This is a genomic window from Nocardia sp. NPDC024068, from assembly GCF_040638875.1.
Taxonomy (GTDB): Bacteria; Actinomycetota; Actinomycetes; order Mycobacteriales; family Mycobacteriaceae; genus Nocardia.
The window spans coordinates 14,439-38,487 of sequence record NZ_JBEZYU010000032.1 but is presented as its reverse complement, the minus strand read 5'-3'; the positions used below and the strand labels follow the sequence as shown (position 1 = coordinate 38,487).

23 protein-coding genes and 2 tRNA genes are annotated in these 24,049 nt (G+C 66.9%); 9 read left to right on the top strand and 16 right to left on the bottom strand.

Annotated features, from left to right (window positions below; translation table 11 throughout):
• The first annotated feature begins 131 nt into the window (after window positions 1-131).
• Window positions 132-1,412: an oxygenase MpaB family protein gene (locus AB0F41_RS21700; protein ID WP_357426500.1), complete on the top strand. Its 1,281-nt coding sequence runs from the start codon at window positions 132-134 to the stop codon at window positions 1,410-1,412.
• Between the two features lie 87 nt (window positions 1,413-1,499).
• Window positions 1,500-1,572, top strand: a tRNA-Ala gene (locus tag AB0F41_RS21695).
• A gap of 17 nt (window positions 1,573-1,589) precedes the next feature.
• On the opposite strand, the gene AB0F41_RS21690 is transcribed toward AB0F41_RS21695, so the two are convergent.
• On the bottom strand, window positions 1,590-1,934 hold the full coding sequence (locus AB0F41_RS21690; protein ID WP_357426498.1) for a helix-turn-helix domain-containing protein: 345 nt from the start codon (window positions 1,932-1,934) through the stop codon (window positions 1,590-1,592).
• On the opposite strand from AB0F41_RS21690, the gene AB0F41_RS21685 reads away from it, so the two are divergent.
• Window positions 1,851-2,951, top strand: a complete 1,101-nt coding sequence (locus tag AB0F41_RS21685) for an NAD(P)-binding domain-containing protein (RefSeq protein ID WP_357426497.1) — start codon at window positions 1,851-1,853, stop codon at window positions 2,949-2,951. The genes AB0F41_RS21690 and AB0F41_RS21685 overlap by 84 nt on opposite strands.
• Before the next feature lie 73 nt (window positions 2,952-3,024).
• Here AB0F41_RS21685 and AB0F41_RS21680 read toward each other — a convergent pair whose 3' ends face one another.
• Together AB0F41_RS21680 and AB0F41_RS21675 are read right to left on the bottom strand one after the other, a co-directional pair.
• Complete coding sequence (locus tag AB0F41_RS21680) at window positions 3,025-3,546, bottom strand: helix-turn-helix transcriptional regulator (RefSeq protein ID WP_357426495.1); 522 nt, start codon at window positions 3,544-3,546, stop codon at window positions 3,025-3,027.
• 155 nt (window positions 3,547-3,701) lie between these two features.
• On the bottom strand, window positions 3,702-4,346 hold the full coding sequence (locus AB0F41_RS21675; protein WP_357426493.1) for a class I SAM-dependent methyltransferase: 645 nt from the start codon (window positions 4,344-4,346) through the stop codon (window positions 3,702-3,704).
• 109 nt (window positions 4,347-4,455) lie between these two features.
• On the opposite strand from AB0F41_RS21675, the gene AB0F41_RS21670 reads away from it, so the two are divergent.
• On the top strand, window positions 4,456-4,725 hold the full coding sequence (locus AB0F41_RS21670) for a cold shock domain-containing protein (protein ID WP_357426491.1): 270 nt from the start codon (window positions 4,456-4,458) through the stop codon (window positions 4,723-4,725).
• Between the two features lie 37 nt (window positions 4,726-4,762).
• Here the strand turns inward: AB0F41_RS21670 and AB0F41_RS21665 are convergent, their stop codons facing one another.
• Complete coding sequence (locus AB0F41_RS21665; protein ID WP_357426489.1) at window positions 4,763-5,272, bottom strand: thioesterase family protein; 510 nt, start codon at window positions 5,270-5,272, stop codon at window positions 4,763-4,765.
• 100 nt (window positions 5,273-5,372) lie between these two features.
• A complete protein-coding gene (locus AB0F41_RS21660) occupies window positions 5,373-6,284 on the bottom strand; it encodes an oxygenase MpaB family protein (protein WP_357426487.1) in 912 nt (303 codons plus the stop codon).
• 608 nt (window positions 6,285-6,892) lie between these two features.
• Here AB0F41_RS21660 and AB0F41_RS21655 point away from each other — a divergent pair.
• Entirely contained in the window at window positions 6,893-7,948 is a 1,056-nt protein-coding gene (locus AB0F41_RS21655; protein ID WP_357426485.1) for an ATP-binding cassette domain-containing protein, read from the top strand.
• 53 nt (window positions 7,949-8,001) lie between these two features.
• On the top strand, window positions 8,002-8,802 hold the full coding sequence (locus tag AB0F41_RS21650) for an ABC transporter permease (protein ID WP_357426528.1): 801 nt from the start codon (window positions 8,002-8,004) through the stop codon (window positions 8,800-8,802).
• 9 nt (window positions 8,803-8,811) lie between these two features.
• Here AB0F41_RS21650 and AB0F41_RS21645 read toward each other — a convergent pair whose 3' ends face one another.
• Window positions 8,812-9,024: a hypothetical protein gene (locus AB0F41_RS21645; protein ID WP_357426483.1), complete on the bottom strand. Its 213-nt coding sequence runs from the start codon at window positions 9,022-9,024 to the stop codon at window positions 8,812-8,814.
• A gap of 192 nt (window positions 9,025-9,216) precedes the next feature.
• Here AB0F41_RS21645 and AB0F41_RS21640 point away from each other — a divergent pair, with 192 nt between their 5' ends.
• Window positions 9,217-10,095, top strand: coding sequence for a rhomboid family intramembrane serine protease (locus AB0F41_RS21640; protein ID WP_357426481.1), 879 nt, complete (start codon window positions 9,217-9,219; stop codon window positions 10,093-10,095).
• 73 nt (window positions 10,096-10,168) lie between these two features.
• On the opposite strand, the gene AB0F41_RS21635 is transcribed toward AB0F41_RS21640, so the two are convergent.
• Together AB0F41_RS21635 and crgA are read right to left on the bottom strand one after the other, a co-directional pair.
• Window positions 10,169-10,630, bottom strand: coding sequence for a PH domain-containing protein (locus AB0F41_RS21635; protein WP_357426479.1), 462 nt, complete (start codon window positions 10,628-10,630; stop codon window positions 10,169-10,171).
• Between the two features lie 93 nt (window positions 10,631-10,723).
• On the bottom strand, window positions 10,724-10,990 hold the full coding sequence (gene crgA, locus AB0F41_RS21630) for a cell division protein CrgA (protein ID WP_357426477.1): 267 nt from the start codon (window positions 10,988-10,990) through the stop codon (window positions 10,724-10,726).
• Window positions 10,991-11,191: 201 nt separating this feature from the next.
• Between crgA and AB0F41_RS21625 the strand changes: the two genes are divergently transcribed.
• The gene (locus AB0F41_RS21625; RefSeq protein WP_357426475.1) at window positions 11,192-11,833 is read left to right on the top strand and encodes an aminodeoxychorismate/anthranilate synthase component II; all 642 of its coding nucleotides are present in this window, start codon (window positions 11,192-11,194) and stop codon (window positions 11,831-11,833) included.
• 54 nt (window positions 11,834-11,887) lie between these two features.
• Here the strand turns inward: AB0F41_RS21625 and pknB are convergent, their stop codons facing one another.
• The 7 genes from pknB to AB0F41_RS21590 form a co-directional block, all read right to left on the bottom strand.
• Entirely contained in the window at window positions 11,888-13,792 is a 1,905-nt protein-coding gene (gene pknB, locus AB0F41_RS21620) for a Stk1 family PASTA domain-containing Ser/Thr kinase (protein WP_357426473.1), read from the bottom strand.
• Entirely contained in the window at window positions 13,789-15,291 is a 1,503-nt protein-coding gene (locus AB0F41_RS21615; protein ID WP_357426471.1) for a serine/threonine-protein kinase, read from the bottom strand. Before AB0F41_RS21615 ends, pknB begins: the two co-directional genes overlap by 4 nt.
• 37 nt (window positions 15,292-15,328) lie before the next feature.
• Window positions 15,329-16,795, bottom strand: a complete 1,467-nt coding sequence (locus AB0F41_RS21610; RefSeq protein WP_357426469.1) for a penicillin-binding protein 2 — start codon at window positions 16,793-16,795, stop codon at window positions 15,329-15,331.
• Window positions 16,792-18,267 (bottom strand): FtsW/RodA/SpoVE family cell cycle protein, encoded by a 1,476-nt coding sequence (locus AB0F41_RS21605; RefSeq protein ID WP_357426467.1) that lies wholly within the window; start codon window positions 18,265-18,267, stop codon window positions 16,792-16,794. Before AB0F41_RS21605 ends, AB0F41_RS21610 begins: the two co-directional genes overlap by 4 nt.
• On the bottom strand, window positions 18,267-19,748 hold the full coding sequence (locus AB0F41_RS21600; protein ID WP_357426466.1) for a PP2C family serine/threonine-protein phosphatase: 1,482 nt from the start codon (window positions 19,746-19,748) through the stop codon (window positions 18,267-18,269). The genes AB0F41_RS21605 and AB0F41_RS21600 overlap by 1 nt, the downstream gene beginning before the upstream one ends.
• Window positions 19,745-20,212: an FHA domain-containing protein gene (locus AB0F41_RS21595; RefSeq protein WP_357426464.1), complete on the bottom strand. Its 468-nt coding sequence runs from the start codon at window positions 20,210-20,212 to the stop codon at window positions 19,745-19,747. The genes AB0F41_RS21600 and AB0F41_RS21595 overlap by 4 nt, the downstream gene beginning before the upstream one ends.
• A gap of 202 nt (window positions 20,213-20,414) precedes the next feature.
• Window positions 20,415-21,812, bottom strand: coding sequence for an FhaA domain-containing protein (locus AB0F41_RS21590; RefSeq protein WP_357426462.1), 1,398 nt, complete (start codon window positions 21,810-21,812; stop codon window positions 20,415-20,417).
• 248 nt (window positions 21,813-22,060) lie between these two features.
• Between AB0F41_RS21590 and AB0F41_RS21585 the strand changes: the two genes are divergently transcribed.
• Window positions 22,061-22,143: transfer RNA gene (locus AB0F41_RS21585), tRNA-Leu, on the top strand.
• An 865-nt stretch (window positions 22,144-23,008) separates the two neighbouring features.
• Here AB0F41_RS21585 and AB0F41_RS21580 read toward each other — a convergent pair.
• Entirely contained in the window at window positions 23,009-24,004 is a 996-nt protein-coding gene (locus tag AB0F41_RS21580; RefSeq protein ID WP_357426460.1) for a stage II sporulation protein M, read from the bottom strand.
• Between the last annotated feature and the right edge of the window lie 45 nt (window positions 24,005-24,049).

The window sequence follows — 24,049 nt, the reverse complement described above, 5'->3', positions numbered from 1 at the left end:
TTCCGCGAACCCTCGCCCTCAATCCATACCATCGAGTACTGTATTGCCATACGTAAAGGTACGGTCCGCAAAACGGGTCCGGTTCGGTGAGATATCGGACCGGGACGGCGGGATCGGCGAGGGGAGCGACGATGTCGGCAACCGTGGACTACCCGGATGGTGCGGAGGGCGCTGCCCCGCGTTGCCCGGAGGCATTTCATTACTGGCAGGCGCGGCAGAGGCCGTGGGTGCGCCGGGCCGAACGATTGCTGCGCACGCTCACCGGAGCCGAACTCTTCCCCACCGACGAACAGGCGCGCGCCCTGTGCCGGGATATGTTCTCCGGCGATCCGGTCGCCGAGCGGTTCGTCGCCGAGGTCCTGCACGGGGATATCGGCCGCGATCACGGTCGCCGGATGCTCGACACCGCCCTGAGCGCGGGAATCGGCGAGGTTCCGGACGCTCCGGAGGCCATGCGCGCGCTGTTCGCCGAGTTCGAGACCGTACCCGACTGGGTGCGCCCGGAACTGGTCGAGCGCGGCGCCGCGGTCTGGCGCCGGTGGGGGACCATGCTGTTCAGTTTCGCGGGCGCGGAAACCCTGGAGATGTACACCGAATCCGCCGTGGCGACACCGCTCTCGCTGGCCGGCGGCTACGCCGGCGACAGCGCGCTGCGCCGTTTCCTGGAGACCTGCCGGTTCTGGATGGACGTTTCCCGGCCGGGTGCGTTGCTCACCACCGGGTCGCCGGGACGTGCCACCGCACTGAAGGTGCGAATCATGCACGTATCGGTCCGTGCGGGCGTCGCGCGGCATCCGGAATGGGATACCGAACGGTGGGGGTTGCCGATCAGCCAGACCTACCAACTGCTGACACTGATCGCGGGCAGCACGGTCCCGGGGCTGGGTCTGTGGGCGCTCGGATACCAGACCACCCCCGCGGAGTTCCGGGCGTTACTGCACTTCCAGAAGTACCTGGGCTATCTGCTCGGTGTGCGGCTCGCGTGGCATCCGGAAACCGTGGCCGACACCCTGCGGGTGATGGCGATGACCATGGTCGCCCGTGCCCACGACTCCGGGGCTCACGGCGCCGAGCTCATCGAGTCCTATCCGGCCGCCTTCGCGCCGCGCGCCGAACAGCGGGGTCCGGCGCGGCTGCGGGCGCGCTACAACTACCGGATCAATTCCGCGTATGCGGCGCTGTTCATGCTGCCCACGACGCGCCGCCGATATCGGATGCCGCCCGCGTTCCCGTGGGTACTGCTGCCCATCGCAAGGATCCCGCTGGTCACCGCCGTGGAACTGCTGCGACGGGTGCCACCGGTGGGCCGCCTGCACGAGCAGCTCATGCTGTGGCACCGGGAGAACTGGTACCGCGAGCAGATGCAGGGGCGCGAAGCGGAGTTCGAGGCCACCGGCGCACTGCGGCGGTGAGGGCGTCGACGTACCCTTGTTTGACGGTGTACGTGCCGGAACGCTACTGTTTCGCAGGCGACCGGCGGTTTCCCGCCGGGTCTGCAAGGGGCCTTAGCTCAATTGGCAGAGCACTGCCTTTGCAAGGCAGGGGTTAGGGGTTCGATTCCCCTAGGCTCCACTTCTCCGCCACCGCGGTCAGCAGGTGGCTCCCATCAGGTGATCGCGATGGCGATCGCCCCATTCCTCCAGCGGGCGCAGCGCGCCGGCCAGATCCTTGCCGAGCGCGGTGAGCGAATACTCCACGCGCGGCGGCACCTCGGGGTACACCTCGCGGCAGACCACCCCGTTCGCCTCCAGATGGCGCAGATTCTCCGTCAGCACTTTCTCGCTGACCCCGGTGAGTGTCCGGCGGATCTCCCCGAACCGGCGTGGTCCCTCGCCCAGGATCCACATCAGGTGCAGTTTCCATTTGCCGCCGACCACGTCGATGGCCAGGGACATCCCACAGACATCGTGATCCGTATCACCGGCTGCGGTCATCGCGTCCTCCTGACCTCATTACGGACCTCGAGGTGGGCAACCCCACCCGGGCGTACGTTCTTGTCCACTCTAGCTGCGGCGACGCACTATCGGATCCGGCGCCGATCAACCGAAGGACTACCGAGAAGGGGCATGGATATGTCTCAGCAGAAAAACCGGTCCGTCACCGTCGTCGGCCTGGGGCCGATGGGGCAGGCGATGGTTCGCGCGTTCCTCGCGGCGGGTGTGGAGGTCACCGTCTGGAACCGCACCGCGGCGAAGGCCGACGCGATGGCGGCGCTGGGCGCGAAACGTGCCGCGACCGTGGCCGAGGCGCTCGCCGCCAACGAGGTGATCGTGCTCAGCCTGACCCATTACGCCGCGATGTACGACGTCCTCGGGCCGGTGGCCGACCGGCTCGCCGGCAAAGTGATCGCGAATCTCTCCTCGGATTCGCCGGAGATGGCGCGCAAGGGCGGGGCCTGGGTGCGGTCGCACGACGCCGAATTCCTTTCCGGCGGTTTCATGTCGGCGGGCGATGACATCACCCATCCCGCCTCGTACATCTTCTACAGCGGCAGCCAGGAAGTGTTCGAGGCTCATGCCGACCTGTTGCGACCGCTGAGTCCACAGGAGTACCTCGGCACCGACGACGGTTTGGCGCAGGTGTTCTACCAGGCGTTGCTGATCACCTTCCATCCCTGGATGCTGGCCTTCGATCAGGCGCTGGCACTGATCGAAAGTTCCGGCAACGACATCGACCGGTTCCTGCCGTACGCGCAGCGTTCCAGTGAGGCCTACCCGTTCTTCATGGCGCAGTACGCGGCGGCCGCGAAGTCCGGCGGCTGGGGTGACGCGGCCGCGTTCGCGATGATGGACGCCGGCGCGCAGCACATCATCGACGCCAGTGAGGAGGCCGGGGTCGACGCCACGCTTTCCCGTACGGCACAGAAGTTCTGGCGAGCCGCCCGCGAGGCGGGTGAGAAGGCCGGACGTCCGGTGCCGGTATTCGAACTCATGCGTTCCGGCGCGTCCTGACAGCCGTTCCAGGTCTCCGGTTCGCCCCCGGCGGGGGCACCCCGGGATGCTGCCGGGTGCCCCCGCCGGGCCGTCAGGTGCCGGTTCCGGAATCGGTGTGACGCACCTTCTCCGCGATCTCGGCGCCGTACTCCTGATGTCCGACGCCCGGCAGCTGGTCGAGGGTCAGGCCCTCGATATCCCAGCGCGGCCGGGCGTCGGCGATGAATCGGATGGCGTCCCGGACGAAGCGCTCGTCGGCCGGTCTGCCGATATGGGCCGACGGGGTGTACAGCCGGTGCCACCCCAGCAGGTCCGCGGCGGTTCCCTCGATCGCTGTGGCGGTGACGGTTTCATCGGCGTCGGTGGTGTCGGGCAGCAGCAGGCTGGTGGGGGAGACGCCGAGTGCGACGGCGAGCGCCATGAGATCGTCCACATCGATGCGGCGCTCGCCGTGCTCGATCCGGGACAATCCCAGCACCGGGATGGGGCGTCCGAGGGCCTCGAGCCTGCGTGCGAGATCCGCGTAGCCGAGGTTCAGTCGGTTGCGATATCGCAGGACGTTCTCGCGGACGGTATCCCCTGTCGGGCCGAGCGGGTTCTTCTTGATCACCACCCGACCAGGCTGGTCTATCGAAATGATCGCGTCAACAATCATTACGATCGCACGAGTGGGGACAGGTTTCGGAGGCAATCCGGCGCAGATCTATCAGCATGTTGCCTATCATGATGATAGACATACAGCTCGTTTGGATAGCATCCGACGATCTGTCAACTCGAGCGGGTCGCCATGAGTGCCGCCTGCGGTGTCGACTCTCCCGGCCGCATGGCCCGGCGCTCGAACCGGATATCGATCGTGAAGCCGGCGGTTTCCAGAGCGGCGGCGATCTCGTCGGGAGCCAGCCGGTGGAAATCCAGGGCTATCTGCCGGCCGAAACCCTCGTTGTGGCGTACCACCTCGTTGCCCGCCTGGAACCCGAGCAGCAGCCGGCCGCCCGGTCGCAGCACCCGGTGGAATTCTCCGAGCACCCCCGGTCGCTCGGCCGGCGGGATATGGATCAGGGAATACCAGGACACGACGGCGGCCAGTGAACCGTCGGCCAGGTCCGGTTCGGTCATCGAACCCTCGTCGAAGCGGATATCCGGGTATGCGCGGCGGGCCAGGTCCACCATCGCCGGCGACAGGTCGATACCGCGTATCGGCAGTCCGTGCGCCGCCAGATACGCGGTGGTGTCGCCGGGTCCGCTGCCGAACTCGGCGACCGGACCCGTATCCGCGACCTCCTCGGCGAACGCGGTGAGCAGCGCGCGGGCCCAGGGGTCGGCGTGGAGCACATCGGCGAAATGCGCGGCGTAGGCGGGCGCGATGCTGTCGTAACCGGCGCGGGTGCGGTCGAGGAAAGAGGATTCTGACACCAAGGAAGAGTAGACGTGGGCCCGGAAGCCGCGGCGACCGTGACGAACCGGGGTCCGGAGCGTAGTTTTGTGGTGTCGAGCCTGATGGAACGAGTGGAGAAGACCTGGTATGCGCGCTTCGGAGTTTGCCGCACCCGGGATCGACGGGTCGGATTGGAGACGTGGAAGGGTCTTCTGGTTCGACTCCGAGAAGGGTTTCGGCTACATCAAACCCGATGACGGTACCGAGCAGGTTTTCGTCGAGTACCGGTGCATCGAAACCGACGGCTACCGCACATTGCACGCCGGTCAGCCGGTGCTGTTCGTCAGCACATCACGGCCTCGCGGCCACGAGGCGGTCACGGTCCGCCCGGATGGTCTGGGCGGGCAACAGGATTGATCGAGGGGTAGCGATCCGGTGTGCCTGGGTGCCCGGATCAGCGGCGCACGCCCATGGCCCCGCATACGGGGGCCGGCCAATCCGCCTGGGACGGAGCCAGTTCCCGATCGATCGCGGCGGCGATATCCGGTGCGAACGGCGCGGCGGCCCGGGTCCGCAGATCGACGTGGATGGCGGTGACCTCGAGCGTGCAGCTGAGCCGGCGGGTGCTGTCGTTGACCAGCAGTGCGACGATATGAACGACCTTGTCGGAGCGGTCCACTCCGCGGACGAACACCGAAACCTCTTCGCCGACCCGCGTTTCGGCGTGGTAGCGGATGTGGTGCTCGGCGGTGAAGAATCCGACGCCGCGTCCGGCCCGGTATTCGTCGGTGATCCCGGCCCGCTCGAACACTCCGCCCGCCGCCTCGACGCAGAGATCGAAGTAGTGCTTGATGTTCATATGGTCGTTCTCGTCGCGGAAGGATTCCGGAACGGTGAACGGGCCCAGCTCCCGGGGTAGCGCCACCACCTGGTCGTAGCCGGGCAGCACGGCGGTGCCGGTCATATCCACTCCTGTCGTGTCCGGACCGACAGAGTGTATCGATTCCGGAAACCGGCCCCGGATCCGCGGGGGATCCGGGGCGGGGTGTTATCCGCCGGGGCGGTCAGAGCGGCCGGGAGTCGATGACCTTGCGCAGCCGCGCCTTGTCCCGTTCGAGCTTGCGCGCCTCGTAGGCGATGGGGAAATACCGCAGGCGCTCGGGCAGCAGCGGGAGGAGGCGGGCGATGAACCAGCCGAGGATCCGCAGTTTGCGCTCATCGGATTCGCTCCAGGTGAGGCCCAGCTTTTCGCGGGCCGCATCGGGAGTGGTGCCGACGGTGACGAAGTACTGCATCCGGCCGAACGGGTCGGTCACCGCGCGCCACAGCGGGCGCAGGGCCCGCGGCAGCTGCGCGGGCGGCGCGATGGTGCGGATGACCTTCAGGTAGTCCTTCGAGGTCTGGGTCGCCTGCAGATGGTTCTCGACCTGATCGGCGAAGAACTTCTCGAACTCGGCGTAGGTCGCGGGCAGCTCTTTGGGCGGTACCGAGAAGTTCCGCATCAGCTGGAGGGCTTCGCGGTAGTAGTCCTCCTTCTCGGCGATGGTCAGCGGCCGCTTCGAGAAGTATTTGGCGTTCTCCGAGAAGGCGAAGGTCCCGGTGTGCAGGACCCAGGCCCAGGGCCCGCTGGAGAGCGCGGTATGCCGGATGCCTTTGTCGTCGGTGGTGTTGAGGGTCGCGTGCATTTTGCGGAGGCGATCGGTTTCGCCCAGCGATTCCTCGCCGCCGTAGGTCCACATCATCACCGCGGAAAGGCTGCGCAGGGCTCGGCCGATGGGGTCGGTGCGGAAGGTGGAGTGGGCGTCGACCACCGCGGAGATCGTGGGCTCCATGGTCTGCAGGAGGAAGGCCGAGCCGGCGGTGAGGGAGAAAGTGACCAGTCCGGTCTCCTCCCAGGTGCGGGTGCCCGGACCGAATGGACGACGCTGGGCCGGAGCGTGCGTGTCGATGGATGCGACGTCGACGGACGCGGTCATGCGGATCTCCCTTGATCTACTGCATCAATCTGATGAGACGATGATACTTCAACTCTCTCATCCTTGCGGGGGTGGATCAAGGTCGTACGGCGGTAGGAGACGGCCGGATTCGAGGCCCCACCGCAGGCAGACGACTTATCGGCACGGCTGCGCCCGTTCGGGTGGGCGGGTCGAGGTGGTTCCCGAGGCGGAAGATCCCGGAGTCCGGGCATGAGAGCGGGCCTCGGCGAAGGGGGGGAGTTAGCCGAGGCCCGCGTAAGGTCGGCCCGGGGGGGAGGGGCCGACGCGATTGATCCTACGCGATGAACCTGCGTTGCGCGTACAAGGGGCCCAGTAGTTTCCAAGATTTTTTGGTGCAGATCACAGCCGTATGCGCAGGTTCCGGACGTGCGCGTCCGGACGTCACCGAACCTGTCGTACCCCGATGGCACTATGCCGCTGAAGTCGCGGGCGAACCGGATAAATCGGATGAAAACGTCGGCGACCGCGACGATACTGGCTCCACATACGGCCGGCTACCACACGCGCTGCAGGTCGGCGGCTCTACTGCCGTCGGCGCTCGATGACACGTACCTCGTCCCCCGACAATTACGAGTTTCAGGAGAATCATGCCCGACGCAATAGTCGCCGAGGGTCTCGTCAAACACTACGGTCCGAACGTCCGCGCCCTCGACGGTCTCGACCTCACCGTGCCCGAAGGCACCGTGACCGCCCTGCTCGGGCCCAACGGAGCCGGGAAGACCACCACCGTCCGGGTCCTGACCACCCTGCTGATACCCGACGCCGGCAGCGCGACCGTGGCGGGTATCGACGTACTCGCCCGGCCCCGGGCCCTGCGCTCTCGTATCGGCGCATCGGGCCAGTACGCGGCGGTCGACGAGTACCTCACCGGATTCGAGAACCTGGAGATGGTGGGCAGGCTCTATCACATGGGAACGCGGCGCAGTAAGGAGCGCGCCCGGGAGCTGCTCGAGCGGTTCCGCCTCAGCGATGCCGCCGATAGGCCGGTCCGGGGCTACTCCGGCGGTATGCGTCGCAGGCTCGACCTGGCCGGCGCACTGGTGGCCAATCCGCCGGTCCTCTTCCTCGACGAACCCACCACCGGTCTGGACCCGCGGGCCCGGCTCGACCTCTGGGATGTCATCGAGGAACTGGTCGCGGGTGGCACCACCCTGCTGCTCACCACGCAGTACATGGAAGAGGCGGACCGGCTGGCCGATGCGATCGCGGTGATCGACCGGGGCCAGGTGATCGCCCGCGGTACCGCCGACCAACTCAAGAGCATGGTCGGCGGTGACCGGATCGAGCTGACCGTCGATCACGTCGACAATCTGGCTGTGGCCCAGCGGGCGCTCACCCCGCTGGCCGACGGTGAGATCCACCTCGAACCCGGGTTGCGCCGGGTCGTGGTTCCGGTCAGCGCCGGATCGCAGGCGCTGGTGGACGCCATCGGCCGGCTCACCGACGAGGGCGTCAAGATCCACGACGTCGGGCTGCGGCGGCCTTCGCTGGACGATGTCTTCCTCTCGCTGACCGGTCACGAGGCCGAGGAGGCCGAAGACGAGGATGCGGAGTACCAGAGCAAGGGCGACCGGCCCGCCGAGGCGCCCGCCGCGGCGCGGGAAACCGAATCGATCGAGGTAGTGGAAGGAAAGAGCCGATGACCACGGTGGCGACGGCCGACGGTGTCCGGGATGAGCCCACCCTGGCCGAGCGGATGTCGATGGTGGTCAGCGACAGTCTGACCGTCACGAAACGCAATGTCATCAAGATCAAGCGAGTACCCGATGTGCTGATCTTCAGCACACTCTCGCCGATCATGTTCGTACTGCTGTTCGCCTATATCTTCGGCACGGCGATCAAGGTGCCGGGGCTCGAGGGCGGCTATCGGGAGTTCCTGATCGCGGGCATCTTCGTCCAGACGGTGGTGTTCGGTTCCACCTTCACCGGGCTCAGCCTTGCCGAGGATATGCAGAAGGGCATCATCGACCGGTTCCGGTCCCTGCCAATGGCGCCGTCCTCGGTGTTGATCGGGCGCACGGTCAGCGACGTGGTGATCAACGTGGTCAGCCTGGTGGTGATGTCGCTGACCGGCCTCGTGGTCGGCTGGCGGATCCGCGGTTCGGTGCTGGACGCGGTGCTCGCCTACGCACTCCTGCTGCTGTTCGCCTACGCGATCTCCTGGATCATGGCGGTGGTCGGGCTGCTGGTCCATACCCCCGAGGTGTTCAACAACGCCAGTTTCATGGTGATCTTCCCGCTCACCTTCCTGGCCAACACCTTCGTACCCCTGCAGGATCTGCCCACTCCGTTGCGGATTTTCGCCGAATGGAACCCGGTCTCCGCGCTGGCTCAGGCGACCCGTGAACTGTTCGGGAACGCCTCGCCGGTGGTGGACGGGTCGACGGCGTGGTCGCTGGAGCACCCGATCGCCACAACCCTGATCTGGGTGGTGATCATTCTGGTGGTGTTCGTACCGCTGGCGCTGCGGCAGTACCGCAAGACCGTCAGCCGCTGAGGGGCGGACTCAGTCCTCGCCGGGCGCGGCGGCTCCGGTGTCCGGGGTCGCCGCGACGCCGTTGCGGGAGTGGCCGATCCGCGGCGGGGCGGGTGCCGGTTCGGGAGGCGCCGGGCGCTTACTGCGCACCAGCCATGCCGTACCGCCTGCCGCCGCGACCGCGGCGGCGGCCAGCAGGCGGTAACGCGAACGACCGGACGGACGCAATGGCCTCGAACTCATGGCTCAACTCTGGCACAGCCGGACCGATAACGCAGATCTCCAGGTCAGCGGCTGTTCTGCGGGGTGGTGACCCGTTGCTGCGATCCGCGCGAAACGGACACATGGCACGATGGGGCAGGTGAGTACGACACGCCGCATCCGGTCGGCAGCGCGCCGCGAGGTCCTCCAGCCGTTCACTTCGCGGGTCGTTCGGTGAATCCACAACAGTCGCCACCCCCCGCTCAGGTATGTGTACGTCATACAGATCGTCCGACCGGGCTGTCGTGCACCCGGTGTGGACGTCCGGCGTGTCCGGAATGCTTGCGCCCGGCCTCGGTCGGGCAGCACTGCGTCGATTGTGTGCGCGCCGACCGGCGCACTACTCCGCAGGTACGCACGGTCTCGGGTGCCGCGGCCGCGCGCAGCGGGACCCCGATCGTCACCTATACGCTGATCGCCCTCAATGTGCTGGTCTACGTGGTCACCGCGGCGCAGTCCCGCAGTCTGATGGCGAACGAGCGCGGATCGGCGCTGTTCGTGGACTGGGTGATGTTCCCGCCGGCGGTTGCAAGTGGTGACTGGTTCCGGGTGATCGGCTCCGGATTCCTGCACTACGGGCTGATCCATCTGCTGTTGAATATGTTCGCGCTCTACATCGTGGGTCGTGATATCGAACTGGTGCTCGGCCGGGCCCGCTATCTGGCGGTGTATCTGATCTCGCTGCTCGGCGGATCGGCCGCGGTGATGCTGCTGGCCCAGAACAGCCTGACCGCCGGCGCGTCCGGCGCGGTATACGGCCTGTTCGGCGCGATCACGGTCATCCTGATCCGGCTGCGGCAGAATCCGAACAGCATGCTGATCCTGATCGGGATCAATGTGTTCATCAGCTTCTCGTTGCCCGGGATCTCACTGTGGGGTCACCTCGGCGGCCTGGCCGCCGGCACTCTGGCGACCCTCGGAGTCGTCTTCCTGCCGTCCTGGCTGGGAGCCCGGACGCCCGAACGGGCGCGAGTGGTCGGCATCGTCGCGCTGGTGACCCTGGCTGTCGCGGTCCTTGCGGTGATCGTCGTGGCCACCATGGCACTGCGCTGAAAGCGCCATCATGACGCTGCGCTGAAAGCCCATTGTTTTACGTGAAACATGAGGGCCTGTTACGGCGGGTAGTTCAGCGCGCTGATTCGCCGCGGAGGCGGAGTTCCTTGCGCAGGGTCTCGTAGACATCCTCCGGACTGGTACCGAGATCCCATCGGCCGAAGATGAGCAGTCGTTCCGTGCCGAGGTGGTCGACGTCGATCTCCAGCATCGGTGATTTCCGGCCGAGCCTGCGGTAGCCCACCACTCGGGCGCGCAAGATCTGTTCGCGGGTGTACCGCGTGACGCCGGTCAGGCCGCGCAGTACCAGCAGCGGCCGGTCGCCCGGGACCACCGATAACCGCGGGCGCTGCCGTATCCCCATCCCGGCCAGTGCGAGCAGCACCACGGCGGCTACCCCGAGTAGGAACTTGCCGGGAACTTCGGCGGTGAACACCGCGGCACCGGCCAATATCAAACCTCCCGCCGCGACCGCGACCAGCGCGGGCAGTGGAGTCGTCCAGGCCAGGCTCGGTTCCGTGCTCTCGGGCTGCACGCGGCGTCGTCCCCTATCCGTCCGATGAGTTATCCACAGGTTTATCCACAAGTGTGCATTAATTACACCCGTGTAATCCCCGCTGGGGACGTGCTACCGCCACCGCATCGTCATGATCAGTCCGACCACCATCAGCCCGAACCCGATGAGGAAGTTCCAGGCATTGAGGCTGCTCATCCAACCGATCTGATCGGCCGCGAGATAGTAGACCAGCAACCAGACCAGCCCGGCGAGCATGAAGCCGAGCATGATGGCGACGTACCAGACGGGCGATGGACCGACTGCTTTCACCTTCACCGGCGTGCGGCTGGCGGGGTTGATCGTGTAGTCGGTCTTCTTCCGGACCTTCGACTTGGGCATGATGTCCTCGTGTTCAGCGTGCAGGTCGTGTTCCAAGGCTATCCCACCAGGTAATCGTCGTGATGCCCAGCGGCCCGCACCGAGTCCCGGGGCAGGTCGCGCGTGGTGGGTACGCGCTCACCGGTTCGACCGAACCGCGAACCCGGTACGAACCGCAGGCCGGGGGCCTCCTCGCGGGCACCGAACACGTAATCTTTGTGCATGCGTGTTCTGGTCGTCGACAACTACGACAGCTTCGTGTTCAACCTGGTCCAGTATCTGGGCCAGCTGGGCGTCGAGGCCGTCGTCTGGCGCAACGACGACCCGCATCTGGACGATCTGGACGCCGTGGCCCGTGACTTCGACGGAATCCTGATCAGCCCGGGTCCCGGAACCCCGGAACGGGCCGGTGTGAGCGTCGAACTGGTGCGCGCGTGCGCCCGGGCGGCCACCCCGATGCTCGGCGTGTGCCTCGGACATCAGGCGATCGGCGCGGCCTTCGGCGCCACCGTGACCCGCGCACCGGAGCTCCTGCACGGGAAGACCAGCTCGGTGTTCCATATCGGAGCCGGGGTACTGGCCGGACTGCCCGATCCCTTCACTGCCACGCGGTATCACTCGCTGACCGTGCTGGAAGAGACGATCCCGCCGGAATTCGAGGTCATCGGGCGTACCGAAACGGGCATCGTCATGGCCCTGCGGCATCGTGAGCTGCCGATCCACGGTGTGCAGTTCCACCCCGAATCGGTACTGACCCAGGGCGGGCACCGGATGCTGGCGAACTGGCTCGAGTTCTGCGGCCGACGGCCCGCCGAGGGCCTGGTGGAGATGCTGGAATCCGAGGTCGCCGCACTCGCCGTGTAGCGACGACCGCCGATCACCGACCGGAGATGCTGCCGGGCCCGGGCCCGGCAGCGCTCAGGGGGGACCCAGCGGAAGAACTCCGGTGTTGATGGTGACGGTCGTCGAGGACTGCACTGTGGTTCCCGCCGACGGCTGCTGGCTGAGCACCTTTCCGGCCTGATCCGAGTTCAGCGTGATCTGCGTGATCTGCCGGACCTGGTTCACGCTGCCCTGCCAGCCGCTTTCGCGCAGTTTGTCGACGACCTCGGCCGCGCTCAGTCCGATGAGGTTCGGCATCGCGATCCGGTCGCTCTGGGCCACCTGCACCGTGATGGTGGACCCCTTGTCGGCCATGGAGCCGCCGGCGGGGTCGGTGGACAGCACCTCGCCGCGCGGCCGTGCCGATTGCACCTGCTCCACGACGATCTTGAAACCGGCGCCCTCCAGGTTCGGCTGCGCCACATCGATCAGCTGGCCGACCACATCGAGCACCCGGACCTGCTCCGGACCGGAACCGACGATCAGGGTGATCTGACTGCCGGCGTCCATCTCGATCCCCGGTGAGGGATCCAGGCCGATCACCTTGTCCTTGTCCTGCGCGCTGGACGGTTCCCGCCTGACATCGGGATTGACCTGGAGACCGGCGTTGTTGAGTTCCTGTTCGGCTTCCTGCCTGGTGAGGCCGGTGAGCCGGGGTACCGGCACCTGCTGGGGTCCGGTGGATACCTGCACCGTGATGGTGCTGCCCTCATCGGCCCGGGAACCGCCCAGCGGCTGGGTCGCGATGACATTGCCGGCACCGATCTTGCCGTCCGGTTTCTCCTGGATGGCGACATCGAAGCCGAGCGAATCGAGCTTCTGCTCGGCCTCGCTCGCGGTGACGTTCGAAACATCCGGCACCGCGACCTGATCGGGTTTGCTGCCCGGACCGATCAGCATCCAGAACAGGCCGAATGCCAGCACCACGGCGGCGAGCGCACCGGCCGCGATATAGGCGGTCCGCCGGTTTCCACCGTCGCCGGCGTAATCGTCGAGGTCTTCGTCGTCGTCGAGGCGGTGGTAGCCGCGCGATCCCGGATCCGCCGGGCCGAGCATCGTGGTGCGATCCTCGTCGGTCATCACCATGGGCGCGCCGGGCTTCTGCCCGCCCAGGACCCGGATCAGGTCCCCGCGCATCTCGGCGGCGCTCTGGTAGCGGTTGGCCGGATTCTTGGCCATCGCCTCGAGGACCACGGAATCCAGTTCGCGCGGTACACCCTCGTGCACGAGCGAGGGCAGCCGCGGATCTTCCCGAACATGCTGGTAGGCCACCGCGACCGGGGAATCACCGGTGAACGGCGGCTGCCCGGTGAGGATCTCGAACAGCACACAGCCGACGGAGTACACATCGGATCGGGCATCGACGGTTTCACCGCGCGCCTGTTCCGGCGACAGGTACTGGGCGGTGCCGATCACGGCGGCGGTTGCGGTCATCGGGTTGGCGGCATCGGCGATCGCGCGGGCGATACCGAAATCCATCACCTTCACCGCGCCCGCGCGGTTGATCATGATGTTGGCGGGCTTCATATCACGGTGCACGATTCCGGCCTTATGGCTGAAATCCAGGGCCGCGCAGACGTCGGCGATGACCTCCATAGCCCGGCGCGGCGGCAGCGGGCCCTCGTTGCGCACGATATCGCGCAACGTATCGCCCTCCACGTACTCCATCACGATGAACGGCAGTGGCCCGCCGTCGACCTCGGCCTCGCCGGTGTCGTACACGGCGACGATGGCGGGATGGTTCAGCGCCGCGGCGTTCTGGGCCTCGCGCTTGAAACGCAGATAGAACGTGGGATCCCGGGCGAGGTCGGCGCGCAGCACCTTGATCGCGACATCGCGGTTCAACCGGAGGTCGCGTGCTCTGTGGACTTCCGACATCCCACCGAACCCGATGATCTCGCCCAGCTCGTACCGGGACGAGAGGTTCTTCGGGGTCGTCATGGCTGTCCTTGCGGATTGAAGGGCGGCAGGTTGATGGTGGTGCGGTTGTCCACTGTCGGCACGACATCGGGGAACTCGATGGGCGGGACCACCGGACGACCGGTGGTGGTCGTCTCCTCGTCCGTGGTCTCTTCGGTGGTGGTCGGCGCGGTGGTCGTCGACTGCGTGGTCGTCGTCGGCGGCTGCGTGGTGGTGGTCGGCGGTTGCGTGGTCGTCGTCGGCGCCTGCTGCGTGGGCGTCTCGGTGGGAGTCCAGACCGGAGGCTCGGTGACCTCATAGGTCGTGGTGACCGGGGGCGGGAGCTGCCGGGTGGTCGGCGCGGTGGACGACGTTCCCGGCGAGGTGCCGCCCGGGTTGGTATCGCCGCCGAAGAGCAGCCACAGCACGGCCCCGCCGAGCAGCAGTGCGCCGATACCCAGCCCGATCATCCACTTCTGGTTCTTGTTGAGCCCGCCGCCGGAGCCGTCCCGGTAGTCGTCGGGGTCGACCTCGTGCGCGCCGCGATCCATAGCGGTGGCCGGACCCGCCATCGCCGTCGCCGGCGTGGCGTAACCGGCCCCGGGCGGCGTGGCGTAACGCATCGTCGCGCCCTCGTCGTAACCCGGTTGAGGTGCGGGAATCACGCTGGTGGGACCTGCCGCGACGAAGTTCCGCGGTGGTGGCGGCCGGCGACCGGAACGCACCGCCGCGACCGCCTCGGCGAACTCGCCGCCGTCGGTGTAGCGCTGCGACGGGTCCTTGGCCAAGGTGATCTCGACCAGCTCGCGCACATTCGGAGGGAGGTCGGCAGGCATCGGCGGCGGTACTTCGCGCACATGTTTCATCGCGACGGTCAACGCACCGTCGCCGGTGAACGGGCGCTGCCCGGCGAGGGCCTCGTAACCCACCACACCCAGTGAGTACACGTCGCTGGCCGCGGTGGCGTCCTCGCCGACCGCCTGTTCCGGGGCGATGTACTGGGCGGTGCCCATCACCATGCCGGTTTTGGTGACCGGCGAGGCGTCTACCGCCTTGGCGATACCGAAGTCGGTGATCTTCACCTGACCGGTGGGGGTCACCAGGATGTTTCCCGGCTTCACATCGCGATGCACCACACCCGCCTGGTGCGCGACCTGCAGGGCGCGACCGGTCTGCTCCAGCAGATCCAGACCCTGCACCACCGACAACCGGCCGAGTCGGTTCAGCACAGTGTTCAGCGGCTCGCCCTGCACCAGTTCCATCACCAGATAGGCGGTCTCACCACCCTGCGGGTCGTAGGTTTCGCCGTAGTCGTAGATGCCGGCGATACCGGAGTGGTTCAGCTGCGCGGTCGTCCTGGCCTCGGTGCGGAACCGGTGCCGGAAGGTCGGGTCGGCGGAGAACTCTGACTTGAGTACCTTGACCGCGACACGACGATCCAGCCGGGTGTCCAGGGCTTCCCACACCTGGCCCATACCGCCGGTGGCGATCAGCCGCTGCAGCCGGTAGCGGTCCGCGATCATCGCGCCGTTTGTCAGCATCGGGTTCCCCGCAGATTCACTCGCACATCCATCTCGTTCAGCGACCTCGCAGACCTGCGTCCAGTACCGCCCGGGCAACCGGCGCGGCGACCGAACCACCGGTAGCCGCCAGCGCGCGGTCACCGCCGTTCTCCACGATGACCGCGATGGCGATCTTCGGGTTCTCGGCGGGAGCGAACGCTATGTACCAGGCATGCGGCGGTGTGTTGCGCGGGTCGGAGCCGTGCTCGGCGGTACCGGTCTTGGACGCGATCCGATAGCCCGAGCCGCCGCTACCCGCGGTGTTCTCTTCCGAGGCCACCATCAGGTCGGTCAGGGTAGACGCTACCTCCGCGCTCACCGCCTGCCCGACCGAGACCGGTTCGGTGGTGGCCAATTCACTCAGATCGGGGTTCTGCAACTGGTCGACGAGGTAGGGCTCCATCCGCACGCCGCCGTTGGCGACGGTAGCCGCGATCACCGCGTTGTCCAGTGGGGTGAGCGCCACATCACGCTGGCCGATACTGCTCTGCGCGAGGGCGGCGTCGTCGGGGATATTGCCCACCGAACTCTCGGCGACCGGCATCGGGATACCGCGATGCGGGCCGATTCCGAAGGCGGCCGCCTCGTCTTCCAGTGCCGGTGCGCCGACGTCAACGCCGAGTTCCACGAACGCCGTGTTGCACGACCGGCGGAACGCCTCGTAGAGGCTGGCGGTGGCACCGGAACCGCAGGTGCTGCCGTTGTAGTTCTCCAGCGTGGTGCTGGTGCCGGGCAGCGTGATGTTGGGCGCCGCGGTGAACTGGCTCTGCGGGTTGGCCTTGCCGTTGGACAGCGCGGCCGCGGTGACCACGACCTTGAAGGTGGAGCCCGGCGGATAGGTCTGTGAGATCGCCCGGTTCAGCATGGGCTGGTTCTCGTCGGCGCTCAGACTCTCCCAGGCCTGGGTGCCCTGGGCGCCGTCGTGCCCGGACAGCTGGTTCGGGTCGTAGCTCGGCGTGGACACCATGGTGAGGATCTTGCCGGTGCTCGGCTCGATCGCCACCACCGAACCCGTGTAGCCCTTGCTGGTGAGCTCGTTGTAGGCGACCTGCTGCATCGCGGGGTCGATCGTGGTGACCACATTGCCGCCGCGGGGGTCGCGCCCGGAGACGAGATCCACCAGGCGGCTCCCGAACAGCTGCCCGTCGGATCCGTTGAGCACCGGGTCCTCGGCGCGTTCCAGGCCGGTGCTGCCGTACTGCATGGAGTAGAAGCCGGTCACGGGGGCGTAGGCGGCCGGATCGGTGGGGTAGTTGCGCAGATACTTGTAGCGGTCGTCGGTGGCGACGGAACTCGCCAGTACCGTGCCGCCGGCGGAGATCTGCCCGCGCTGGCGTGAGTACTCGTCGAGCAGCACCCGGGAGTTACGGGGGTCGGCGCGGTAGTCGTCGGCCTTGATCACCTGGACATAGGTGGCGTTGAGCAGCAGGGCCACGATCATCACCATGACCGCCATGGCCACCCGGCGTAGCGGTGTGTTCACTGGTGACCCCCTCGCGGTCGCGACACCATCACGGTCTGTGCTTCCGCCAGCGGCGCCGGGGCCGGTTCGCGGCGCCGGGCCGGGGCCGGTTCGCGCGCCGCGTCCGAGATCTTGATGAGCAGGGCCAGCAGGATGTAGTTGGCCAGCAGCGAGGAACCGCCGTAGGAGACGAAGGGGGTGGTGAGACCGGTGAGCGGGATCAGCTTGGTCACCCCGCCCACGACCACGAAGACCTGGATGGCGATGGTGAACGACAGGCCGGCGGCGAGCAGTTTCCCGAAACTGTCACGGATCGCCAGCGCGGTGCGCATACCGCGCAGGATCAGCATCAGGAACAGGATCAGGATCGCGGTCAGGCCGATGAGGCCGAGTTCTTCGCCGATCGTGGTGACGATGAAGTCGGTTTTGGCGAACGGCACCTGCGAGGGCCGCCCGCTGCCGAGACCGGTTCCGGCGAGCCCGCCGGTGGCGAGCCCGAACAGCGACTGCACGATCTGATAGCCCGTGTTGTTGTAGTCGTCGAACGGGTGCAGCCAGGTTTCCACCCGCACCCGGACATGCCCGAAAAGCTGGTAGGCGAAGACGAAACCGAGCAGCAGCAGACCGCCGCCGATGAGCAGCCAGCCGACACGTTCGGTCGCGATGTAGAGCATCACCAGGACCGTGCCGAAGATCAGCAGTGAGGTGCCGAGGTCTTTCTCGAACACCAGCACGCCGATGCAGACGATCCACACGGCCAGAATCGGGCCCAGATCGCGGGCGCGCGGGAATTCCATACCGAGGAAGTGCCGGCCGGCCGCGGTGAACAGTTCACGTTTCGAGACGAGTACCGAGGCGAAGAAGATGATCAGCAGGATCTTCGCGAACTCGCCGGGCTGCAGGCTCAGGCCGGGCAGCCGGATCCAGATCTTCGCGCCGTTGACCTCGGAGAGCGAACTGGGCAGGATCGCCGGGATCGCGAGCGCCACCAGTCCGACCAGCCCGAGGGTGTAGGCGTATTTGGCCAGGGTCCGGTAGTCGCGCAGCGTCAGCAGGATCGCGACGAACAGGACGATGCCCAGTGCGGTCCACAGGATCTGCTGGTTGGCGTCGGGGGAGGGGATATCCCACGAGTTGTAGGCCGCCGTCTGCTGGTCCGCGAGGTCCAGGCGATGGATGAGCACCAGCCCGATCCCGTTGAGCAGCGCGACTATCGGCAGCAGCAGCGGGTCGGTGTAGGGCGCGAACCGGCGCACCGCGAGGTGGGCCACGGCGAAAAGCCCCAGGTAGGCCAGCCCGTATTTGGCGATATCCCAGGTCAGCGACTGTTCCTGGCCGGCCTCGACCAGGAACAGCGCGGCCGTGGTGATGAACGCGGCGAACCCGAGCAACAGGAGTTCGGTATTACGCCGGTTCCGGGGCGACGGCGCTGCCGCGAAACCGCCCGGGGGGCTCGGAAAAGCCCCGGCGGCCGGTGGTGCCGGTGCGGACATCAGTCCGCCACCCGGCAGTTCTCCCCGGCGATCTGGGGCGCTGCGGTGGTCGTCGGCGCCGGCGCGGTGGTGGTCGGGGGTGCGGGCGGCGCGGGATTCTCGCCGTTCGAACCGGGTGCGGGCGCGGGCGGGGGCGCCGCGGGCGTGGGGGCCGGCGCGGCCGGCGGCGCGGGCGTCGGGGTGGTGGTGACCACGCCGGGCTGCGCGGCGGAGGCGTTCTTCTTGCAGACCGGCAGCAGTTCACGGTCCGCAAGGACCCGCATCTGCTCCCTGGCCTTGTCCAGGGTGCCGGGCGGCAGTCCGCGTTCCACCTGGTCGCGCCCGGTCTGCTCGAGATCGCTGACCTTCAGCTCACGGCAGTCGTCGGGCAGCGGCGCGCCGCTGTCGACGAGGGTGAGCCGGTCCTTCGCGGTTACGCAGCCGACCAGGTTCACCTCGTGGATGGAGTAACCGAGGATCGATCCGGGCAGGCCCTGCATGACCACGACGCTGTCGTTGTCCGCGCCCACGTAGTAGTTGGAGCGGATCATCTTGTAGCCCACGACCAGTCCGATCCCGACCGCGAGCACGAGGGCCAGGGCCAGCAGCACCCAGCGCAACTTATGCGATTTCTTCGGCTCGGGTTCGGGCTCACCCGCGGCCCGCCGCGGCGCGGCGGCCGGCGGCCGCATGGCGGCGGCCCGGCCGGCGGCGGTGTTCGGCGGCGGGTTGTCCTCGGCCTCGCCGGAGGCGGCGCCCGCGACGATCGGATGGCTCTGGCCGTAGTCGAGGTCGATGACATCGGCGACGACCACGGTGACGTTGTCCGGGCCGCCGCTGCGCAGCGCCAGCTCGATGAGCCGGTCGGCGCATTCGTCGGTGCTGCCCTCGCGCATGGTGTTGGCGATGGTCTCGTCGCTGACGACATCGGAGAGGCCGTCGGAGCACAGCAGATAGCGGTCACCGGCCCGGGCCTCGCGCATCACCAGCGTCGGCTCGATCTCGTTACCGGTGAGGGCACGCATGATCAGCGACCGCTGCGGATGGGTATGGGCCTGTTCGGCGGTGATCCGGCCCTCGTCCACCAGCGACTGGACAAAGGTGTCGTCACGGGTGATCTGGGCCAGTTCGCCGTCGCGCAACATATAGGCGCGGGAATCGCCGATATGCACCATGCCGAGCTTCTTGCCCGCGAACAGGATCGCGGTGAGCGTGGTGCCCATCCCGTCCAGTTCGGGTTCTTCCTCGACCTGTTCGGCGATCGCGGAATTACCGGCATGGGTCGCCCGATTCAACTTGCCGAGCAGGTCTTCACCGGGCTCGTCGTCGTCGAGGTGCGCCAGCGCGGCGATCATCAGCTGTGATGCCACCTCGCCGGCCGCGTGCCCGCCCATGCCGTCGGCAAGGGCCAGCAGGCGGGCGCCCGCGTAGACGGAATCTTCGTTGTTGGCGCGGACGAGGCCGCGGTCGCTGCGCGCTGCGTAGCGGAGAACAAGTGTCACGATCGGAGCTCGATCACTGTCTTGCCGACCCGGACCGGAGTGCCGAGCGGAACGCGGACTGCGGTGGTGACTTTGGCACGATCGAGGTAGGTACCGTTGGTCGAGCCGAGGTCTTCGACGTACCAGTCGTCACCGCGTAGGGACAGCCGGGCATGTCGCGTGGAGGCGTAATCGTCGGTGAGCACCAGTGTGGAATCGTCCGCACGGCCGATCAGCACCGGTTGGGTACCCAGCGTGATGCGGGTACCGGCGAGAGAACCTTGAGTCACCACAAGATGTTTGGCGCCCTTCTGGCCCCGGCGCATCGACGGCAGCACCGTGGAACCACGCGGTCCCCGGTTCTGGAGCCGCACTCCGGAGGCCGCGTAGATATCACTGCGGAGGGTGCGCAGGATTGCCCACACGAACAGCCACAGCAGCAGGAGGAACCCGGCACGGGTCAGTTGCAGAATCAGGCCCTGCACGGCGCTCCACCTCCTGTTCGACCGTGTGTCGGTGCCGTAGGAGTGGTGTGACCCACCCCGTGGCAGTGCTCGTCCCGGCGGCGCCCGGTATGGCGCCGCGAGCATGTTGGCACATCATAGGACCGTCGGACGAGACCGATCACGATTGGACCGCCCCATTATGGGAGAGGTTCCTCGTGATCCGCACGGCGAGCCTACGGCATCAGACAATACGGATAAGGATCTCGGAGTGCCCGGCGCGAATCACGTCGCCGTCGGCGAGTTGCCAGTCCTGGACCGGAGATCCGTTGACCAGCGTGCCGTTGGTCGAGCCCAGATCCGAGAGCATTGCGGTCTGGCCGTCCCAGCGCACCTCGATATGGCGGCGCGAAACTCCGGTGTCGGGCAGCCGGAAGTGCGCATCCTGGCCGCGGCCGATGATATTGCTGCCTTCCCGGAGCTGGTAGGTACGGCCGCTGCCGTCGTCCAGGGCGAGGGTCGCGGAGAAGCCGGGGCCGGCGGCCGGCGCGTACCCGGCCTGACCGTAGCCGCCCTGGGCGGCGTAGCCGGCCTGCTGACCCTGCTGGTCGTAGCCGGCCTGCTGACCCTGCTGGTCGTAGCCGGGCTGCTGGGCATAGCCCTGCTGGTCGTAGCCCTGGTCGTAACCGGGCTGCTGGTCGTAGCCCTGGTCGTAACCGGGCTGCTGGGCATAGCCCTGCTGGTCGTAGCCGGGCTGCTGCGCGTAACCCTGCTGGTCGTAGCCCTGGTCGTAACCGGGCTGCTGGGCATAGCCCTGCTGGTCGTAGCCGGGCTGGCCCTGATACCCCTGGTCGTACCCCGGCTGGGCGTACCCCTGCTGGTCATAACCCTGGTCGTAACCGGGCTGCTGGGCATAGCCCTGCTGGTCGTAGCCGGGCTGCTGCGCGTAACCCTGCTGGTCGTAAGCGGGACGGCCGCCGTACCCCTGCTGGTCGTAGGCTGCGCCGCCCTGCTGGTAGTCGTAGCCGTTCTGATAATCCGGAGCACCGTTGTAGGGCGCGCCGGAACCGTAGTCCTCGGGGTACGCGCCGTTCTGCGGCCCGCGTCCCGCGGGTCCGGGAGCGTACCCGCGGTTACGTGGATCGGACTCCGCGTGCTCACGGCTCGGGTCGTAGCCAGAGTTCTGCGTCATGGGGCCAGCTCCTGGTTGCGGGTTAGCGGGTCGTTGTAGCGGTTCCGGGCGGCGAGCCGGGGCAGCTCCGCGGCCGGCGTCTGGGTCGACGCGACCGCTCGTCCTGAACATTCCGGTGTGCAGCGTAGGGGATGCCTCGAACACCACGTGTACTTCGCCGTAGGTCTGCCACCCCTGATCGTGGATGTAATCCTGCAGATGTTTGGCGAAGGCACGGGTGGTGAGGTCGTGATCGGCATCGAGTTGCCGGTGATCCGACTCGTTGATCGTGATCACGTAATTGTTGGGTGCGAGCAGATGCCCGCCACCGAGGTCCTGGATCCTGTCGGCGGCCTCACGCTGCAGCGCTGCCTCGACCTCCTGCGGAACCACGCTCCCGCCGAAAACCCGGGCGAAGACGTCACCGACGGCGCCCTGTAGGCGTCGCTCGAATCTCGAGACGAACCCCATCCGGGCCCTCCCTTCGGTGAGTCTCTCCTGTTTCTTTACGACGACACGCGGGTACGGCGTGTCGCACTACGAGCACGTTCCCTGCATGATATCCACGATCGGTTATACCTGTAACTACCGGAACGGTTGGGGAGTTCCCCCGGCGTGGTAACGGTTGCCCGGGCCCAGGTCAGCGGGTCGGTCCGGGTTCTTCGACGACGTGATTTCGTTCCGTGGTCACCTCCGTGCTACTGTCTGATCCGTCGCTCGGGCGAGTGGCGGAATGGCAGACGCGCTGGCTTCAGGTGCCAGTGTCCTTCGGGACGTGGGGGTTCAAGTCCCCCTTCGCCCACAAAAAAGAAGCCGTGGATCGCATCCGGTCCCCGGCTTCTTTCGTTTCTGTGTGCGGTCTCGGCGTACGGGTTCTGTCCGGTTCCTGTAGGGCATCCGGATGCCGGGCGGGTCGGCCCGGGTTGCCGGATCTTCTCGTTGTCATGAGCCCGGACCGTTCGGTGTGGTGTACGCGATCCCGAGCCTCAACCGCCTTCTATCGAGCATTTATGCCGGGATGAGACCAAGGTCACATCTATGAATTCCGGTTGCGGCGGCGCTGCTGAGGTTTGCCCGAATCCGGGTGCCGAGTGACTCAGTTCACGTATCGGAACGACCTTGGTTAACTACCTCGCGGTCCAACTCTGGGATCAATTCAGGGCGGTGGAAGGTTTGGACTCGATAAACAAACCCATGGTCTCTTTTGCCTCCACGGCAGTGCCGGCAACCGTGTTAACCCTTCGCGAATGTCCTGTTCGGCGCGCAATCATCCGGGTTAACGGCGGTTCGGGCGTATCTCCGGGCGAACTCGTCGGAGGTGGTGCGTAACCGTGGTTATGGATATGGCTATGACCAGTAAAAATCAAATGTACTTGCATATGAAAGCACCGTTGCAAGCGTGCGACCGACTGCTGGAAGTTAGCTGGAACGGGTGCCAGGAGGGGGTTTCCAGATGTTTGCTGGCTTGCGACTTATACCTGTGACCTCACTCGCAACGGGTTGCGTAGCAATAACGATTGTGTAGAGTCAACGGTAACGCTGGCCGCAGCTAGAGCGGCGACTCGCTGCGGCCAGCGGAATTCAATCGGGGGAATTCTCACTGGTCATCCAGCCCACTTTGCTGCTACCTCACAAAATGTGACCTGCCGGCGTGTGCTCCGGGTTGTCTACCTGTTGTCCGGCGCGTACACCGCAGGTGAACCGGAGGTCGAGACGCCCTTTCCGTGGACTGCCCGGCGACCCGCGGTGACGATATAGGTGAGGAAGACCGTCTCGACCAGCAGTCCACAGGCGATGCGCGCCGGGGTGGGTAGCACGCTCGGGGTCACGAAGCCCTCCAGAAGTCCCGCGACCAGCAGGGTCGGCACGAGTCCGAGGGCGATGGCCGCGGTGGCGCGCCCCTGGTGCGCCACCGCCTCGCCGCGGCTCATCGGACCTGGATCGACCAGCGTCCAGCCGAGTTTCAATCCGGCGCCACCCGCGATGAAAATGGCTGTCAGTTCCAGCATTCCGTGCGGGAGCAGGAAGCCGAAGAACGAGTCGAGGCGGCCGGCCTCGGCCATCAACCCTGCCGTCACCCCGATATTCAGCGCGTTCATGAACAGTAGATACAGCACCGGCAGGATCAGTACACCCATGAAGAGCGCCAGTGCGGCCACCCAGGCATTGTTGGTCCAGACCAATGCCGCGAAAGCATCGTTCGAATGCTCGGTGTAGTACGTCTCGAAGGCGCCCCCGGGGGCGGTCAGCGCACTGGTGTCCTCTTGCAGCCCAAGCGTTTCCCGTGCGAACGGGTCCACCGCGATCCAGGTGGCGAAAACGGCCGCCACGCCGAGGAAGGCCACGGCTACGCCGAGCCACCACCCGAACACCCGGTACACCGCGGCGGGGAAGGTGTGGGTGAAGAAGCGGCCGATCTCGGTCCAGGTGTTCGGCGCGCTGCCGACGATCCGGCCTCGCGCCCGGGCCAGGACAGCACTGAGACCGGCGACCAGTTCGGGTTCGGGACTGTGGGTCTGCAGGCGGGCCAGCTGCTGCGAGGTGCGCCGGTACAGCGACACCAGTTCATCGGTTTCGGCGCCGGTGAGCTTCCGCTGCCGCGACAAGGTGTCCAGCCTCGTCCAGGCTCCCCGGTTCCGGGCGCTGTACGCGTCCACATCCATAAGGCTTCCCTCCCACTGCACGCCCGTCGCGAGCCGCCGGCCGCG

Bases quoted from the DNA above. Each gene is read 5' to 3' on its own strand.
- AB0F41_RS21700 (WP_357426500.1), top strand. From the start codon at position 132: ATGTCGGCAACCGTGGACTACCCGGATGGTGCGGAGGGCGCTGCCCCG.
- AB0F41_RS21690 (WP_357426498.1), bottom strand. From the start codon at position 1,934: ATGACCGCAGCCGGTGATACGGATCACGATGTCTGTGGGATGTCCCTG.
- AB0F41_RS21670 (WP_357426491.1), top strand. From the start codon at position 4,456: ATGCGCGCTTCGGAGTTTGCCGCACCCGGGATCGACGGGTCGGATTGG.
- AB0F41_RS21665 (WP_357426489.1), bottom strand. From the start codon at position 5,272: ATGACCGGCACCGCCGTGCTGCCCGGCTACGACCAGGTGGTGGCGCTA.
- AB0F41_RS21660 (WP_357426487.1), bottom strand. From the start codon at position 6,284: ATGACCGCGTCCGTCGACGTCGCATCCATCGACACGCACGCTCCGGCC.
- AB0F41_RS21655 (WP_357426485.1), top strand. From the start codon at position 6,893: ATGCCCGACGCAATAGTCGCCGAGGGTCTCGTCAAACACTACGGTCCG.
- AB0F41_RS21650 (WP_357426528.1), top strand. From the start codon at position 8,002: ATGTCGATGGTGGTCAGCGACAGTCTGACCGTCACGAAACGCAATGTC.
- AB0F41_RS21645 (WP_357426483.1), bottom strand. From the start codon at position 9,024: ATGAGTTCGAGGCCATTGCGTCCGTCCGGTCGTTCGCGTTACCGCCTG.
- crgA (WP_357426477.1), bottom strand. From the start codon at position 10,990: ATGCCCAAGTCGAAGGTCCGGAAGAAGACCGACTACACGATCAACCCC.
- AB0F41_RS21625 (WP_357426475.1), top strand. From the start codon at position 11,192: ATGCGTGTTCTGGTCGTCGACAACTACGACAGCTTCGTGTTCAACCTG.
- pknB (WP_357426473.1), bottom strand. From the start codon at position 13,792: ATGACGACCCCGAAGAACCTCTCGTCCCGGTACGAGCTGGGCGAGATC.
- AB0F41_RS21615 (WP_357426471.1), bottom strand. From the start codon at position 15,291: ATGCTGACAAACGGCGCGATGATCGCGGACCGCTACCGGCTGCAGCGG.
- AB0F41_RS21605 (WP_357426467.1), bottom strand. From the start codon at position 18,267: ATGTCCGCACCGGCACCACCGGCCGCCGGGGCTTTTCCGAGCCCCCCG.
- AB0F41_RS21590 (WP_357426462.1), bottom strand. From the start codon at position 21,812: ATGGGGTTCGTCTCGAGATTCGAGCGACGCCTACAGGGCGCCGTCGGT.
- AB0F41_RS21580 (WP_357426460.1), bottom strand. From the start codon at position 24,004: ATGGATGTGGACGCGTACAGCGCCCGGAACCGGGGAGCCTGGACGAGG.